This window comes from Herbaspirillum sp. GW822-FHT03A08 (assembly GCF_058801885.1).
In genome coordinates, this window is the sequence record NZ_JBXANR010000001.1 from 460,801 (window position 1) to 477,583 (window position 16,783).

Sequence of the window (16,783 nt, forward strand, 5' to 3'; positions counted from 1 at the left end):
CAAACCATCGAGACACTGGGTCCCAGCGTTCGCTGGGACGACAGCATATACAGCCGCAAAACAAAAATAATAATGCTAAACGCTCAGTCGACGATGAACAGTCTGGCGCCGGTTGCCGTCGACGAGCGATGCGCCTCGGCATTGTCAGCCACCTGATAACTCATGCCCGCGGTGAGCAAGAAGGTACGGCCATCATCCAGCTCGGTGTGCAATTCACCTTCCATGCACAACAACACGTGGCCCTTTTTGCACCAGTGATCGGCCAGGTAACCCGGCGTGTATTCGACCATGCGCACGCGGATGGGGCCGAACTGGCGCGTGCGCCAATAGGCCATGCCGCTGTCGCCCTTGTGCTCGGTACGCTCGACCGTGTTCCAGTCGGTCGTACCGAACGGCAAATTGCCGATTTCCATTACAGTTTGGCGGCGATGAGCTTACCCAGACGCTCGATGCCGGCGCGGATTTTTTCCGGAGGCACGGTGACGAAGCTCAGACGCAGCGTGTTGTGTTGCGGTTCATTCGCGTAGAACGGCGCGCCCGGCACGAAGGCCACGTGCTGTTCGACCGCTTCTTTCAGCAGTTCGCCGCTGTCGATATGCTTCGGCAGCGTGACCCAGATGAACATGCCGCCTTCCGGTCTGGTCCAGCTGGTGCCGGCCGGGAAGTAGGTTTGCAGCGCATCCAGCATGGCCTGGCACTGATCGGCGTACAGCTTGCGGATGGTCGGGATATGCGTTTGCAGGAAGCCGTCCTTGACCGCTTCGTACACCACCATCTGTGTCAATTGCGCAGTGTGCAGGTCGGCGGCTTGCTTGGCTTGTTCCATTTTGCGGATCAGCGGCACCGGCGCCACGACGTAGCCGAGACGGATACCAGGCGTCAGCACCTTGGAGAACGAACCCATATAGATCACGCCGGATGGATTCATGTTCAGCATCTTCGGCAGCGGATCGTTGCGGTAGCTCAGCGCGCCGTACGGATCGTCTTCGATCAGCGGCAGGCCGATGCGGGCACAGGCTTCCACCAGCGCCAGACGGCGATCCAGCGGCAGCGTGCGGCCGGTAGGGTTCTGGAAGTTCGGCAGCGAGTACAGCAGACGCGCGCCCTTGCCCATTTCTTCCACCGCCGAAGGAATCAGGCCTTGCTCATCGCTCGGCACCGAGATGAAATCCGGACCGTAGATCGAGAACGCCTGCAACGCGCCCAGATAGCTCGGCGTTTCGACCAGCACCTTGCTGCCTTCATCGATCAGCACTTTGCCCAGCAAGTCCAGGCCCTGCTGCGAACCGGAGACCATCAGCACTTGTTCCGGCAGGATCTTGGCGCCGTCGGTCGACAGCGAATCGGCCACCCATTCACGCAGCGGGCCGTAACCGTCGGTCGGGCCGTATTGCAGCGCGATCTTGCCTTGATTGGTCAGCACAGTATCGAAAGCCGCTTTCATGCGCTCGACCGGGAAGGTCGCCGGCGATGGCAGACCGCCAGCGAACGAGGTGATTTCCGGACGCATGGTGATCTTCAGGATTTCGCGGATGGCTGAGCTTTGCAGTTGCTGCGAACGTTTGGAGAAATTCCACTGCAGTGGATTGGGGTTTTCGATTTTCATATTGCCTGCCAAAAATTGGGTACCGTATAAGTAAGGTAAATGAGAAAGCCTGAACCGGTCATCTGCCGGTCCGGCAACTTCCCGAAGTGAATTCAGCTTCTCAGGAGAGTTCGGCGATCATTTCGATCTCGACGCACGCACCCATCGGGATTTGTGCGACGCCGAACGCCGAACGCGCATGCTTGCCTTGCTCGCCGAACAATTCGCCGATCAGCTCGGATGCGCCGTTGGTCACCAGATGTTGTTCCGTAAAATCGCCGGTCGAGTTGACCAGGCTCATCAGCTTGACGATGCGCTTGACCCGTGTCAGGTCGCCGCCGCAAGCTGCTTGCAATGTCGCCAGCAGATCAATCGCTACCGCGCGGGCTGCCAGCTTGCCCTCTTCCGTCGTAATGTTCTTGCCGAACTGACCAACCCAGACCTTGCCGTCCTTCTTGGCCAGATGGCCGGACAGGAATACGGTGTTGCCTGCTTGCGCGTACATGACGTAGGCGGCAGCTGGTGCTGCGACGGCTGGCAATTCGATATTCAGGGCTTTGAGTTTTTCGTAGACGGACATGCGGTGCTCCTGTTTGCTGTGGCTGGAATGTCCGGCATCAATATCGGCATTGACGCCCGGCAAGTCAGCACGTTTAAGGTAAGAAACTGAGAAAACAACTGGAATCCGCCATTATCGCAAATATCGCGACTTTGTGACGGAGAACATCGTTAAAAGCATTGTCAGGACTGAATTAGCGCCGGATGGACATCCGCTTGCCGATTGCCACAACAACAATAACCGCTGTCGCAAACAACAGGTTGCTCGCATCCAGCGGCTCACCGACGATCACGGCTGCGCCTACCAGGGTCATGAAAGGCTGCAGCAATTGCACTTGCCCGACTCGCGCAATGCCGCCGAGTGCAAGCCCCTTGTACCAGAAGAAAAATCCAATGAACATCGAGAAAAACGACACATAGGCAAACGAACCCCATGCCCGCGGCGACGCGTCCACGCCGTACTGCCAGCCGAGCCAGACGGTCACCGGCAACAGCACCGGGAGAGACAGCACCAGCGCCCAGCAGATCACTTGCTGGCCACCCATGCTCTGCGACAGACGACCGCCTTCGGCATATCCCATCGCGGCGGCAAACACTGCCGCAAACAAAGCGAAATCAGCCAGATGAAAACTGCCGCCGCCCTGGCGCAATGCAAAGGCAATCACGATGAAGCTGCCGATCAGGGCAGCGATCCAGAAGCCGAGAGAAGGACGCTCGCCAAAACGCAAGGCGCCGAACAACGCCGTCGCCAGCGGCAACAGGCCAACCACTACTGCGCCATGCGCCGCCGGTACGTAATGCATGGCGATCGACGAGAACAAGGGAAAACCGACCACCACGCCGAGCGCGGTGATCAGCAGACCGCGCACCTGCGCCAGGGTCGGCCGCGGCGCCTTCAGATGCCATAGCATGCCGATGGCGCAGATCGCCGCAACCACGGCACGGCCAAAGGCCACGAAGGCCGGATTCAATTCGGCCACAGCGATGCGGGTAAACGGCAAGGTCAGGCTGAAGATGGCGACGCCGATAAAGCCCAGCCACATGCCCCTGGATTCAAGACGCGTCGTGCTCATTGTTTTTGCGGTCATCGGTTTCCTTTTTGCTCTCCGTTGATGACGGGTGTGAAGACGTAAATTGAAGATTTAAAGCCAGATCGCCACTGCCGAGTAGATCGTCAGCACCACCATCACGCCGCTGAACATCGCGCGCCACAGCGGCTGTGTCAGATAACGCCGCAGCACCGCACCGGCGCCTGCCCACACACTGACGCACGGCAAATTCACCACGCTGAACACAAGGCAATAAATCGCAATCGCCAGCCACACCGGTTGAATCAACGGCAAGAAAGCCGACGCGCCGGTGATCGCCATTACCCATGCCTTGGGGTTGGCGAACTGGAACAAGGCCGCACCGAGGAAGGACATCGGTCTCACATCAGCGCGTACCTCCTGACTGAAACTCATGCTGCGCAGCTTCCACGCCAGATAAAGAAGATAACCCGAACCGGCGATCTTGAGCAGCACGTGCACCGCAGGCACCGCCACTACCAGGCTGCCGATGCCGGCGGCGCAAATTGCCAGCAGCACAGCAAAGCCGAAGGTGATGCCCAGCATATGCGGAATCGATCGCACAAAGCCGAACCACACGCCCGACGACGTCAGCATGATGTTGTTCGGCCCCGGCGTGATGGAAGTAACGAAGGCGAATGAAGCCAGCGGCAACAATGTTTCCATCTCAATATCCTCCCTGCCGCGGCATCATGCCCAAGCGTGCAAACCGCCGTTGCAGCACGGACCGCACTGCCAGGCAGCGCGTTTTCAGCCACAGCGTCACTGTCAGTTCGGCACGATGCTCCAGATAGATCTCACTGGCGATGGCGGCTTCAATCACCAGCATCTTGCCCGGCTGCACGATGAGCGCATCGCCGGCGCCGAGCCAGAAATCTTCTGCCCGGCCTTCCTGCGTAATCCAGACATGGCCTCGACGCACCAGCAGCAGACGGCTGCGCTCAAACTTGCCGGTCGCCAGCGCGCCGCTGCCGAGATGCAGATGATGGTGTTGTTGTGTCAGCTTAGTCATGCCACCCTCCTGTTATCTGTCGATGTTTGCTGTTGTTCTTGTTCGGTGTCCGGACGGCTGAGAATCTGCGCGAACATGTCGTGATCCACGTTGCCGCCCGACAGCGTCAGGCCGATGCGTTGTCCTTGCAGGCGGTGGCGGATTTGCATCGCCGCCGCCAGTGCCGCAGCGCCCGCGCCTTCGGCAACGTTATGCGTCGCGGTGAAATACAGCTTCATCGCGTCGGCCACTTCGTCATCGCTGACCGCGATGACTTCGTCCACCTGATCCAGGATCACCGCCAGCGAAGCGTCGTCCGGCACGCGGCAAGCCATGCCGTCGGCGATCAGCGTGCTCACCGGGGACTCGATCTTGCTGCGGCTTTCAAATGACAGTTTGTAAGCCTGCGCATGGGCCGACACCACACCGATGATGCGAGTGCGCACATTCAGTGCGCGGCGTGCGGCGGCGGCGGCACAAATGCCCGAACCCTGGCCGATCGGCACGAACAGGACGTCGAGATCCGGTTGGGCACGCAGCAACTCCATCCAGTAAGTCGACACGCCGGCAACGAGGTCGCGGTGGAACGACGGAATCATGTGCAGCGCATCGCGTTCGGCCAGCATTGCGGCATGCTCGCGGCTCTCCTGAAACTCCTTGCCGTGCTCAATCAGCTCGACGCCGAGCGCCTGCATGGCGGCATTCTTTTCCTTGCTGTTGCCTTGCGGGACGACGATGGTCGCAGCGATGCCATAGCGGCGCGCGGCGAAACCGACCGACTGTCCGTGGTTGCCGCGTGTGGCGGAAATCACGCCGCGCACGCGCCGGGCTTGCGGCAACTGCGCCAACGCTTGCAGGTAGACCAGGCCGCCGCGAATCTTGAAGGCGCCGGTCGGCGTATGATTTTCATGCTTGACCCAGGCCTCGGTGCCGAGTGCGGCATTGAGCAGCGGCCAGGAATATTGCGGTGTGGCCGGCATTGCGGCATACACGGCATTGGCGGCTTGCTCGATCTCGGCGGGGGTTGGCAACAAGTCATTCATGATTCATCTCCTGCATCTGGGTCTTCCGGGCGTTCGCAAACAATAAGCGTCGTAGTCACTTCATCAACTGTCGTCTATCCGCTATGCGCTGATTGACTGCTGTCATAACATGGGTCTATCCTAATCGACATTACCAGTACAGTACCAGTACACTTAGACAAATAATCCCGAACATTGTCACGGCAAAATGACCAATACAGCTACCCGACTTAAGCCTGTCACCTCTCCAGCCCCTTCCGGCAATGCACCGACCACGCTGCCCCTGCTGTCGCGCGAGAGCGGCGATTCGCTGGTCGATCAGATCGTGCGCACCGTGCAGTCGCGCGTTGACGACAAGCTGCTGCGCACCGGTGCGCGTATGCCGTCAATACGGCAATTTGCGGATTTGCACAGCGTTTCCCGCTTCACGGTAGTGGAAGCTTATGACCGTCTGGTGGCGCAAGGTTTTCTGGAATCGCGGCGCGGATCGGGGTTTTATGTGCGGGAGCGTTCACCTGTCGCCGGTGCTGCTACGACCGGTACAGTTTTACCGCTGCGCAGCAATTCTGGTTATTCCGGCAATGAGCATGGCGCAATCGACAACGGCCCTTCCCAGCCGCAGCAACTCGATGTGGTATGGCTGGTACGCAACATGTTCCGCCAGATGCCGCCGCAAAAGATGCCGGGCGGCGGCCTGCTGCCGCCGGACTGGCTGGACGGCGACCTGATCGGCAACGGCCTGCGTTCGGTGGGACGGCAAAACCAGTCGCTGCTGCTGACCTACGGCACGCCGCAAGGATTTTTGCCGCTGCGCCAGCAACTGCAACTCAAACTCGCCGAACTGGAAATCACCGCCGCACCGGAACAGATCGTCATGACCTCGGGCGTGACGCAAGGGCTGGACATCGTCGCGCGCCATTTCCTGCGCCCCGGCGATGTGATCTTTGTCGACGACCCGGCGTGGTTTTTGATGTTCGGTTCGTTTGCGGCGATGGGCGCGAAGGTGGTCGGTATCCCGCGTCTGGCCGACGGCCCCGATATCGCCAAGCTGGCCGAGCTGGCGGCGCTGCACAAGCCGCGTCTGTATGTGATCAATTCGGTCTTGCATAATCCGACCTCGACCTCGCTGTCGGCGGCCAAGGCGTTCCAGATTCTGCGGTTGGCCGAGGAACACGATTTCACCATCGTGGAAGACGACATCTACTGTGACATGCACCCCGGCGCGGGCGTGCAGGCGGCCACACGCATCGCCGCGCTGGATCAGTTGCAGCGGGTGATTTATCTGGGCGGATTTTCCAAGACGCTGTCGGCCAATCTGCGCGTCGGCTTCATCGCCACCTCGCCGGATCTCGCACGCCATCTGGCGGACCGCAAGATGCTGTCGACCTTGACCACCAGCGAAATCGGCGAGCGCGTGATCTACAAGATTCTGTCGGAAGGCCACTACCGCAAACATGCCGAACGCCTGCGTAATCGCCTTAACAGCGTGCGCGACAAGATCGTGCGGCAACTGGAAAAGGTCGGACTGGATACCGGCCTGGCGACCGCCAGCGGCATGTTCATCTGGGCCGACGCCAAGCGCGACACCAATGTACTGACCGAGAAAGCGATGGCGCAAGGATTCTTGCTGGCGCCGGGCAGCCTGTTCTCGCCGAATCAGTTGCCGTCGACCAGGATGCGCATCAATGTCGCCAGCATGAGCGATCCCGGCATCTGGCGTTTTCTGGATGACGAACTGGGGAGATGAAACGTCCGCTACCTGTTTGCATCAGGTAGCGGCGTAATAAAAACATCAGGCCAGGTGAATCCGTGCAACTTCCTGATTGGAGGCGTTGTAAAACGCATAGTCTGTCGTGCCCGGGAAGTAGACATAGTGATCCGATCCGTTGGCGGCGATCTGCAAGCTCTCGGTGTTGCTCATCTTGACGGTGAGAATATGCGACGAGCCGCTGGCGATGCCCATTTTGATGACGTCGTCAGCGGTGATCACGATGTTCGTTCCGTTGCCGGTCGTCATGTCCAGGGTCGTGATGCCGGTAACCTTGTTCGAGAAATTGGCCAGCGTGATTGAGCTGCCCAGATCCTCAAAGTGCAAGGTCGTGGTTCCGGCGCCGCCGCTGATGCTGGCAATATTGGACGTACCCGTAGTCTGATTGACCATATCGCTCTGCGCCCCCAGCGCGCTGTGAGAACCGGCGCTGACGTTGACCGTATTGAGGCCACTGCCGACCGTGACGCTATTCGTACCGCCCAGTTGGGCATTGTAGACGTCGGTGCCACTACTGGCGCCGCCGCCGGTCAGGACGTTGGTATTGCTGGTGCCGAGCGCCGTCAGGGTATTGGCGTTGGCGTCACCGATCAGCGTGCTGTTGACGTTGGCGCTGCCGGTCAGGTTTTCGATGTTGGCATAGGTGTCACCAGCCGCATCGCCGCCAGTGCCTACGTGCGTCGCCAGATTGGCAGTCAGCGCGCCGGAGTTGGAATACTGATAGCTGACCGTATCGATACCGGCACCGCCGTCGAATCGGTTCAGATTGCCATCGGCCACGAAGGTATCGTTGCCGCCGCCGCCAATTGCATTCTGGATATTGGTGTAGGTATCGCCGTTTGCAAATGAAGTCACTCCCGTCACCGCATCGCCGCCGACGTGGTTGAACAAGTCCACCAGCACGCCAACGTTGGAGCGCGCATAGCTGACCGTGTCGCCGTTGGCGCCGTGGCCGCTGCCGTTGAAGGCATTGGCTGCGGCACTGGCGAAGAAGGTGTCGTCCAGGTTACTGCCGATGATATTGCTGATACCGATAAATTTGTCGCCGGCGGCATAGCCTCCGCTGGTGCCTGCGCCGGTAGTGTTGGACAAATCCACAGTCACCGCTCCAGTTGACGCCAGATAGCTGACCGTATCGCTGCCGCCTGCCCCACCGTCGAATATATTGGCGACGTTGTTGGCAACGAAAGTATCGCTGCCGCTGCTGCCGATCAGATTGTCGATCAGGCTCAACTTGTCGCCTGCGGCGTCACCGCCAAAGGTGCCGGTGCCGTCGGTAAAATTCAGATCGACCGTTACTCCGCTGGCGGAGCCGGCATAGCTGGCATAGGTATTGGCATGATTAGCTGCTGTGCCTGCCAATGTGTCGCCACCGCCCAGACCGGTCAACACAGTCTTGCCTGCTGCGGCGCCAGTCAGTACGTCGACCAAGGTGCTGCCGATGAGGTTTTCAATGTTGGCGTAGCGGTCGCCTTGCGCATAACCGCCGCTGCCGGTAGAGCCGTCGCTCAGATTGACAGTGACGCCTGCGTTCGAGCTGATATAGCTGACCGTATCGGAACCGGCACCGCCGTCGAAACTGTTGGCCTGCGAGTTGGAGATGAAAATATCGTCGTTGCCGCTGCCGATCAGGTTGTCGATGAAGCTGAGCTTGTCGCCGGCCGCATCACCGCCGGAAGTGCCGGTGCCGTCGGTAAAGTTCAGATCGATCGTCACAGCGCTGCCGGAGCCGGCATAGCTGGCGTAAGTATTGGCGCGATTCGTCGAGACACCGGCCAGCGTATCGCCGCCTGCACCGCCGGTCAGCACTGTCGCGCCGGTGGTGGCGCCGGTCAGGAAATCGTTGCCGCTGCCGCCGATGACGTTTTCAATGCTGATGTAGGTATCACCCTGGGCAAAACCGCCTGAACCCGTGCCGCCGCCCACGCTCAGGTTGACGGTGACGGCCGCGCTCGAACCGGCATAGCTGACTGTATCGCTGCCGGCCGTGCCGCCGTCGAAAGTATTGGCGGAGCCGTTGCCGACAAAGGTGTCGTCATATTGTGTGCCGATGACGTTTTCGATACTGACGTAGACATCACCGGCGGCAAATCCGCCGGTACCAACACCCGTATTCAGATTTACATTCACGCCGTTGCCGTCATTGGCCGCCGCGTAGCTGACCGTGTCTGAACCGGCACCGCCGTCAAACCTGTTGGCCGCTGCGTTGGCGGTGAAAATGTCGTCGCCTGTACCACCCGTTGCGTCCTGAATATTGACGTAAGTGTCTCCTGCCGCGAGGCTGCCGACGCCGCCGCTGCCGTTGCCGGTGAACAGGTTGACGGTTTCCGCGACGGTCGAATTGGAATAGTCGACACGATTGTGCGACGCCGCCGTGCTGGTGCCGCCGTCGAATTTATTGGCTGCCGCGCTGGCGACAAAAATATCGTCGCCTGTACCGCCCGTGACGTCCTGAATATTGACATAGGTGTCGCCATTCGCCAGGCTGCCCGCACCGCCGCTACCGTTGCCGGTGAACAGATTGACGGTTTCCGCGACGGTCGAATTGGAATAGTCGACACGGTTGTGCAAGGAGCCGGTGCCGCCATCAAATTTATTGGCGGCCGAGTTGGCGACAAAAATATCGTCGGCCGAACCGCCCGTGACATCCTGAATGTTGACGTAGGTGTCGCCCTGCGCCAATGTACCGGTACCGTTGCCGGTGAACAGGTTGACGGTTTCCGATGCTGTGGAATTGGCGTAGCTGACGCGGTTATGCAGCGATCCGGTGCCGCCGTCAAACTTGTTGGCGGCCAGGCTGGCGATGAATGTGTCGTCTGCAGTGCCGCCGGTGACATCCTGGATGTTGACGTAGGTGTCGCCTTGGGCCAGCGTACCGGTGCCGGTGCCGAGGAACAGGTCGACCGTTTCCGATGCCGTCGAATTGGCATAGCTGACCAGATTGTGCAAGGACCCGGTGCCGCCGTCGAAGTTGTTTGCTGCCGCGCTGGCGACAAAGATATCGTCCGCCGTGCCGCCGGTGACATCCTGGATGTTGGTGTACGTGTCGCCGTTGGCCAGACTACCCACGCCACCGCTGCCGTTGCCGGTGAACAGATTGACCGTCTCTGATACGGTCGAGGTGGCGTAACTCACACGATTGTGTGACGTCGTGTTGCTAGTGCCGCCATCGAATTTATTGGCGGCCGCGCTGGCGATAAACAGATCGTCGGCTGAGCCGCCGGTCACGTCCTGAATGTTTGTATAGGTATCGCCGTTCGCCAGACTGCCGGTGCCACCAGTGCCTGCGCCGGTGAGCAGGTTGACCGTCTCCGACACAGTCGAATTGGCGTAGCTGACACGGTTGTGCAGCGAACCGGTGCCGCCGTCGAAGTTGTTGGCTGCAGCGCTGGCAACAAACGTGTCGTCGGCAGTGCCGCCGGTGACATCCTGAATATTGACGTAGGTGTCGCCCTGTGCCAGGGTACCGGTGCCGGTGCCGAGGAACAGGTCGACTGTTTCCGACGCCGTCGAGTTGGTGTAGCTGACCCGGTTGTGCAGGGAGCCGGTACCACCGTCAAATTTGTTGGCGGCTGCGTTAGCGATGAACAAGTCATCGGCGGTGCCGCCGGTGACGTCCTGGATGTTGACGTAGGTGTCGCCCTGTGCCAGCGTGCCGGTACCGGCGCCGGTAAACAGATTGACGGTTTCCGAGGCGGTCGAGTTGGCATAGCTGACACGATTGTGCGAAGCCGCAGTGCTGGTACCGCCGTCGAAACTATTGGCTGCCGCACTGGCGACAAAGGTGTCGTCGCCGGAACCGCCGGTGACGTCCTGAATATTGACGTAGGTATCACCTGCGGCGAACGTGCCGCTGCCGGTACCGAGGAACAGGTCGACAGTTTCCGCCGCTGTCGAATTGGCGTAACTCACGCGGTTGTGCAGCGAGCCAGTACCGCCGTCGAACGCATTGGCTGCCGTATTAGCGACAAAGGTATCGTCAGCCGTACCGCCGGTGGCATCCTGAATATTGACGTAGGTGTCGCCATTCGCCAGACTGCCGGCGCCTCCGCTACCGGTGCCGAGGAACAGGTCGACAGTTTCCGACACGGTCGAATTGGTATAGCTGACCCGATTGTGCGAGGTCGCGGTGCTGGTGCCGCCATCGAATTTATTGGCGGCTGCACTGGCGATAAACAAATCGTCAGCCGTACCGCCGGTGACGTCCTGGATATTGGTATAGGTGTCGCCGTTGGCCAGGCTGCCGGCGCCGCCGCTGCCGGCGCCCGTAAAGAGATTGACCGTCTCAGCGACGTTCGAATTGGCATAGCTCACACGGTTATGCGAAGTCGCCGTGCTCACGCCGCCGTCGAGGTTATTTGCAGCTGCATTCGCCACAAAAACATCGTCTCCCGAACCGCCGGTGACGTCCTGAATATTGCTATAGGTATCGCCGTTGGCAAAGCTGCCGAGACCGCCGGTGCCGTTCCCGGTGAACAGGTTGACCGTTTCCGCCACGGTCGAATTGACGTAGCTCACGCGATTGTGCGAAGCCGCCGTGCTGACCCCTCCCTCGAATGCATTGGCCGCTGTACTGGCGATAAACAAATCGTCCGCAGATGAACCGATCACATTCTGGATGTTGACGTATGTATCGCCTTGGGCAGAACCTCCGGTACCCGTGCCACCGACCAGGTCGACAGTGACGGCCGCTGCTGACGAGGCGTAACTGACAGTATCCGAACCGCCGCCGCCGTCAAAACGATTGACGGCGGTAGACGCGACGAAAATATCGTTATAGGACGAACCGATAATGTTCTGAATATTGGTATAGGTATCGCCTGCCGCAAAACCGTTGCTACCGGCGCCGGTCACCAGATTGACCGTGACGCCCACGCCGTCGCTGGCGCGCGCATAGCTGACGGTATCGCTCCCGCCGCTGCCGCCGTCAAAGGCATTGGCTGCAGCGCTGGCGATGAAAGTATCGCTGTACTGGCTGCCGGTAAGATCCTGGATATTGATAAGCGTGTCGCCCTGCGCAAATCCACCGCTTGTGCCGGAACCATCGGTTTGCGTCAGATCAACCGTCACCGCTGACGTCGAGGCAGCATAGCTCACGCGGTTGTGCAACGAACCGCCACCGCCGTCGAAATTGTTGTTTGCGGCGTTGGAAACGAAGGTATCGTCGAAATTGCTGCCAGTCAGATCCTGGATATTGAGCAACTGATCGCCCTGCGCAAAACCGCCGCTGGTGCCAAAGCCGTTGGTGTAATTCAGATCCACCGTGACGCCGGAAGTCGATGCTGCATAACTGACGCGATTGTGCGATCCAGCGGTACTGACGCCGCCATCGAGCTTGTTGGCGGCCAGGCTGGCAACAAAAGTATCGTCCGAAGCGCCGCCGATAAGATTCTGGATGTTCGAGAAGGAATCCCCGTTGGCATACAGGCTGCCGCCTGTGCCGGTACCGATGGTACTTGTCAGGTCGATCGTTACCGAACCCGTGGCGTAGAAATAGCTCACGGTGTTGACGCCGCCGCCGCCCTCGAAATTGTTGACTTCGGAACTGGCGATGAAGGTATCGTCAAAATTACTGCCGATCACATTCTGGATGTGCGCCAGCGTATCGCCCTGCGCATAGCCACCACTGGCAGTGCCATCGTAGAGGCTGACGGTGACGCCGGCGTTGGACTGCGCATAACTGACCGTATCAGAACCCGCCAGGCCGCCGTCAAAATGATTGGCCACGGCGCTGGAAATGAAGGTGTCCGAATAGGAACTGCCGGTAGCGTTCTGGATGTTGATGTACTTATTGTTCTGCGCATAGCCGCCGCTGCCGGTCATGTTGACCATGTCGACAGTGACGCCGGCGTTCGATGCACCGTAGTTGACGGTGTCGGAACCACCGCTGCCGCCGTTGAACGTGCGGCTGTCGGGACCGGCGATGAACACGTCGTCGAAGGCGCTGCCGATGACGTTCTGGATGCGGTTGTAGGTGTCGCCTTCGGCATCGCCGCCGACGCCGCGGCCGCTGACCAGGTTGACCGACACGCCGGCCGCCGAGTTGGCGTAGCTGACCGTGTCCAGCCCGCCGCTGCCGCCGTCGAAGCTATTGGCGTCGATATTGGCGACGAAAGTATCGTTTCCGGCTGAGCCGATGACGTTTTGAATGTGGACATAGGTGTCTCCGGCGGCAGAGCCTCCGGTACCCACGCCGGTAGTCAAATTGACCGTTACTCCCGTACCGTCGCCAGCGACAGGACTTGTTGCATAAGACACGGTGTCCGAACCACCGCTGCCGCCGTCCAGGTGATTGGCCAGCGTATTGGCAATAAACACATCATTAAAAGCACTGCCGGTTGCGTTCTGAATGGCGACATAGGTGTCGCCTTCTGCATAGCCGCCGGCGCCTGTACCGGTAATCAGGTTGACCGTTACACCGGACGTCGAGGCGGAATAGGATACGGTATCCGAGCCACCGCTGCCGCCATCGAGACGATTGATCTTGTCATTCGCCACGAAGGTGTCGCTGAAGGCGCTGCCGATCAGGTTCTGGATATTGGTCAGTACATCGCCTTGCGCATCGCCGCCGGTTCCATGGCCGGTCGTCAGATCGACTGTCACGCCCGCAGCGGATGTCTTGTAACCTGCGGTATTGACGCCTTGCGTTCCGCCGGTCAATACGTCAGCACCACCATTGCCCTGGAAGTAAGTATTGCCGCTGCCGCCGATGATGGTGTCGACACCAGCGCCGCCATACAACGAATCGTTGGCGTTACTGCCATAGATAGTGACTCCCCCATCGCCGGCATGGATCTCGTGCGGCACGCCCTGCGCAGGCAGGACCCAGACACTCTTGCCGGTAGCCGGATCGAGATAGGTCAGATCGGTGTAGACGCTGGCGTCCTTGATGACAACCACGCGCGAATCCATCAGATGCGTAATGCCATCCGCAGTCAGCACGGCGACATCGAAACTGATGGTCGAGGTAGCCCCCGTCGGCTGCGTCGGATCAGCAGCCTCCGTCGAGTACTGCACCTGCAAGGCAAAACTCTTGTCAGTGCCGTTCGGTGTAATTTGATAGACACCGCCGCCGAGATTGACGGCATTGAGGATCGTCATCGTCGACGGGACACCGGTAATGGTAATCGTCTTGACGGTGCCGTCGCCAGTCACGTTCAGTTCGAAGATCTTGATGAAGTCGCTCTGCGTTGTGCTGGCGGTGGCATAGATCGTATGCACGTCGTTGCCGGCATTGATGATCTGCGGCGCAAACTGTACAGCATTGGAACCATCCGTCGCCGAAGCCGCGTTACCGCCGCTGCCGAACAGCGTGCTGCCGACCTGAGTCTGTGTTGTCAGGTTGAGCAAATTCAATGTCATCGCTGGCGTCTGCGGCCCCACCACGGGATCCGTCAATGCCGCACCCGGACGTTCCTGGATCACAGGGGAGACCAGCTTGATTTGTGCGTCGGCGCCGTTCGACACCGGTGGTGCAGGCGGAATCGGAATCGATGGCAGCGCCAGATTCTGCAAACCGTTACTGGTCAGCGAACCCGCATTGTCCTGAATGATCTTCGCCAACTGGCTGGTCGCGGCCGGATTGGCCTGCGCATTGTTGTCGGAGGTGAAGTGATTGTCCGCAGCGGCGTCAGCGACAGGATCCGAATTAAGGATCTTCGACTGATCGCTGTTCGCCAGCGGGATCTTGCCGACGAGGTCAAACAAACCCGAAGTATTCTGCGGAACATCGCTGAAGATGATCTGAGAATTGTCGTCCATTGCTCCCAGCGCACCGCCGGCCAGCACGATCTTGCTGCCGTCCGCCATCTCCAGCACCATGTCGACGTCCACCACCTGCACATGCTTGACCGCGCTGCGCGGTACTTGCAGATGGTAGCTGCCCCTCTGATCGGGCATCACGACGCCGGCCGAACCGGTAATGGGATTGGCGGCATTGGCGATGTTAGCGGCATCGCCGGATTTTGCCGGCGTCGGTTTTGGTGCAGTTGCCATGGAGAACCTCGCTATCGGAGATTAATTACAAATTCACGAATTCTTGTTTGCTTCAATATCACTTCAGCTATTGCTGCAATATCTGTGCACTCGGCCCGTCGGCGACGATCTTGCCGTCGTTGAGCACGATGATGCGGTCCATCTGCCTGAGCAGCGCGGTGCTGTGCGTTGCGATCACCACCGTGCGCTGGACCGAAAACGCGCGCAGCCGCTCGATGATGCGTGCCTCGGTCGCCAGATCGATGCCGGTGGTCGGTTCATCGAGCAGCATGACGGCCGGCATGCCGGCCACAGTGCGCGCCAGCGCCACCATTTGACGCTGGCCGCCGGACAGATTACCGGGCGCTTTGAGCACCTGATCCAGACGCAGTTCGCCGCGCGCGATCAGGTCGTCGACGCTGGAAACCGCCAGCGCTGTTTCATACACTTTGCTGTCGATGCGGTCACCGACAAAAATATTGGACGCCAGACTGCCATCGAAAATGAAGGGTTCCTGCGGCTTGTAGCCGATGCAGCGCATGCGCACCGGCGTGGCATACGACGTCACCGCAACGCCGTCGATCAGCACCTGGCCTTTGCCCGGCTCGGCTTTGTGTAGTCCGGCCAGGGCACGCAACAGGCTGCTCTTGCCGGAACCTGAACGGCCGACGATGCCGACCTTCTCTCCCGGCTTGATTGCCAGCGAGACGTTGTCCAGCGCCGGCCGTTCGTTCTTGTCCAGATGCAGCGTCAGGTTGATCACCTGGATCAGCCCGCTCATGTCTTGCCGCAGGACATCGGCGACTTCTTGCGGTGCTTCGTCGTCAAACATGTCCTCGAACGCGGTGCGCGCGCGCTTGAACATTTCCAGACGTCCCAGCACCGTCGCCACCGACGACGTCATCGAGGTGGCACGGCTGATCAGCAGCGAACTGGCGATCAGTGCGCCGACGGTCAGTTGATTGTCCTCCACCAGATACACGCCGACCACCAGCGTCGCAACCGAAATGAATGTATTGCCCACCGCCGACGTGGCGTAGCCGACATTCATCCAGAAACGGCTCTTGGCCTGGCTTACTGCGTTGTCGGCAGCATCCGCCAAAAAAGTCTTGACCAGCCGGTACTGCAACGGCGAGGTCTTCAGTGTTTCCATGCCGAACACCAGACTGGCCAGCTTGTCGGTCTTGCCGATGCCGGCTTTCAGGGCGGCATTGCCGTAGTCGGTGCCGGGAATCTTGCACAACAGTTGCGCGCTCACCAGTATTGCGCCGCCGATCAGCATGACCCAAGCAATATGGCCGCCGATCATGCCGAGTGCCACCAGGTAGAGCAGCAGGAAAGGCAAGTCGACCAGCACCAGCATGTAGTTCGAGGAAAGCAGATCGCGCGCGTTGCTGAGATCGCGGTATTTCGCCAGCACCACGCCGACCGGCGCCGAGACTTTGGACTCCAGCAAGCGGCGCGCCGATGAGGCATCGAACTCGATGTCGAAACGCCCTGCCAGTTGCTCGACGTAGTACACCCGGATCACGCGCAGGATCAGCTCCAGCACGATAAACAGCCCCATGCCCAGCGTCAGCGCCCATAAGGTTTCCGGGATGTGGTTGCCGATCACCTTGTCGTAGACCAGGCGCGAATAGATCGGCAAGAACAGGCCGAACACGTTGATCAGCACGCCGGCCACGATGATCTCGACAAAGCGGCTGCCGTAGGCCCGCATCAGCGTCAGATACACCGGGTCCTTGCGCAGGGAGCGCAAATCGGCTTGCGGCTGATCGACGTAGATTTGGTCGCTTTCGTTCATGAGATTGTCGGGTC

10 protein-coding genes are annotated in these 16,783 nt (G+C 59.8%); 1 reads left to right on the forward strand and 9 read right to left on the reverse strand.

The genetic code is table 11. The annotated features are described in order from the left end of the window. Window positions 1-83: 83 nt before the first annotated feature. The 7 genes from AC1RN6_RS02195 to AC1RN6_RS02225 form a co-directional block, all read right to left on the reverse strand. The gene (locus AC1RN6_RS02195; RefSeq protein ID WP_493002723.1) at window positions 84-413 is read right to left on the reverse strand and encodes a DHCW motif cupin fold protein; all 330 of its coding nucleotides are present in this window, start codon (window positions 411-413) and stop codon (window positions 84-86) included. Beyond that, window positions 413-1,606, reverse strand: a complete 1,194-nt coding sequence (locus AC1RN6_RS02200; protein WP_493002725.1) for an aminotransferase-like domain-containing protein — start codon at window positions 1,604-1,606, stop codon at window positions 413-415. The genes AC1RN6_RS02195 and AC1RN6_RS02200 overlap by 1 nt, the downstream gene beginning before the upstream one ends. A 100-nt stretch (window positions 1,607-1,706) precedes the next feature. Then, a complete protein-coding gene (locus AC1RN6_RS02205) occupies window positions 1,707-2,165 on the reverse strand; it encodes a RidA family protein (RefSeq protein ID WP_094566196.1) in 459 nt (152 codons plus the stop codon). 172 nt (window positions 2,166-2,337) lie between these two features. Further along, the gene (locus AC1RN6_RS02210) at window positions 2,338-3,231 is read right to left on the reverse strand and encodes a DMT family transporter (protein ID WP_493002726.1); all 894 of its coding nucleotides are present in this window, start codon (window positions 3,229-3,231) and stop codon (window positions 2,338-2,340) included. Between the two features lie 54 nt (window positions 3,232-3,285). Beyond that, window positions 3,286-3,876 carry a LysE family translocator gene (locus AC1RN6_RS02215; RefSeq protein WP_493002727.1) on the reverse strand — a complete coding sequence of 197 codons (591 nt, stop codon included), beginning with the start codon at window positions 3,874-3,876 and terminating at the stop codon, window positions 3,286-3,288. Between the two features lies 1 nt (window position 3,877). Continuing rightward, window positions 3,878-4,222, reverse strand: a complete 345-nt coding sequence (locus AC1RN6_RS02220; RefSeq protein ID WP_493002728.1) for a DUF2917 domain-containing protein — start codon at window positions 4,220-4,222, stop codon at window positions 3,878-3,880. Next, entirely contained in the window at window positions 4,219-5,244 is a 1,026-nt protein-coding gene (locus AC1RN6_RS02225; protein ID WP_493002729.1) for a threonine dehydratase, read from the reverse strand. Before AC1RN6_RS02225 ends, AC1RN6_RS02220 begins: the two co-directional genes overlap by 4 nt. Window positions 5,245-5,431: 187 nt before the next feature. On the opposite strand from AC1RN6_RS02225, the gene AC1RN6_RS02230 reads away from it, so the two are divergent. Continuing rightward, entirely contained in the window at window positions 5,432-6,970 is a 1,539-nt protein-coding gene (locus AC1RN6_RS02230; RefSeq protein ID WP_493002731.1) for an aminotransferase-like domain-containing protein, read from the forward strand. Window positions 6,971-7,015: 45 nt separating this feature from the next. On the opposite strand, the gene AC1RN6_RS02235 is transcribed toward AC1RN6_RS02230, so the two are convergent. Together AC1RN6_RS02235 and AC1RN6_RS02240 are read right to left on the reverse strand one after the other, a co-directional pair. Beyond that, window positions 7,016-14,986 (reverse strand): beta strand repeat-containing protein, encoded by a 7,971-nt coding sequence (locus tag AC1RN6_RS02235; protein WP_493002732.1) that lies wholly within the window; start codon window positions 14,984-14,986, stop codon window positions 7,016-7,018. Between the two features lie 67 nt (window positions 14,987-15,053). Then, entirely contained in the window at window positions 15,054-16,769 is a 1,716-nt protein-coding gene (locus tag AC1RN6_RS02240; protein ID WP_493002733.1) for a peptidase domain-containing ABC transporter, read from the reverse strand. Window positions 16,770-16,783: the final 14 nt, after the last annotated feature.

What these genes read in the sequence shown, in the direction of transcription:
- AC1RN6_RS02195 (WP_493002723.1), bottom strand. Translation starts at nt 413, where the DNA reads ATGGAAATCGGCAATTTGCCGTTCGGTACGACCGACTGGAACACGGTC.
- AC1RN6_RS02200 (WP_493002725.1), bottom strand. Translation starts at nt 1,606, where the DNA reads ATGAAAATCGAAAACCCCAATCCACTGCAGTGGAATTTCTCCAAACGT.
- AC1RN6_RS02205 (WP_094566196.1), bottom strand. Translation starts at nt 2,165, where the DNA reads ATGTCCGTCTACGAAAAACTCAAAGCCCTGAATATCGAATTGCCAGCC.
- AC1RN6_RS02210 (WP_493002726.1), bottom strand. Translation starts at nt 3,231, where the DNA reads ATGACCGCAAAAACAATGAGCACGACGCGTCTTGAATCCAGGGGCATG.
- AC1RN6_RS02215 (WP_493002727.1), bottom strand. Translation starts at nt 3,876, where the DNA reads ATGGAAACATTGTTGCCGCTGGCTTCATTCGCCTTCGTTACTTCCATC.
- AC1RN6_RS02220 (WP_493002728.1), bottom strand. Translation starts at nt 4,222, where the DNA reads ATGACTAAGCTGACACAACAACACCATCATCTGCATCTCGGCAGCGGC.
- AC1RN6_RS02225 (WP_493002729.1), bottom strand. Translation starts at nt 5,244, where the DNA reads ATGAATGACTTGTTGCCAACCCCCGCCGAGATCGAGCAAGCCGCCAAT.
- AC1RN6_RS02230 (WP_493002731.1), top strand. Translation starts at nt 5,432, where the DNA reads ATGACCAATACAGCTACCCGACTTAAGCCTGTCACCTCTCCAGCCCCT.
- AC1RN6_RS02235 (WP_493002732.1), bottom strand. Translation starts at nt 14,986, where the DNA reads ATGGCAACTGCACCAAAACCGACGCCGGCAAAATCCGGCGATGCCGCT.
- AC1RN6_RS02240 (WP_493002733.1), bottom strand. Translation starts at nt 16,769, where the DNA reads ATGAACGAAAGCGACCAAATCTACGTCGATCAGCCGCAAGCCGATTTG.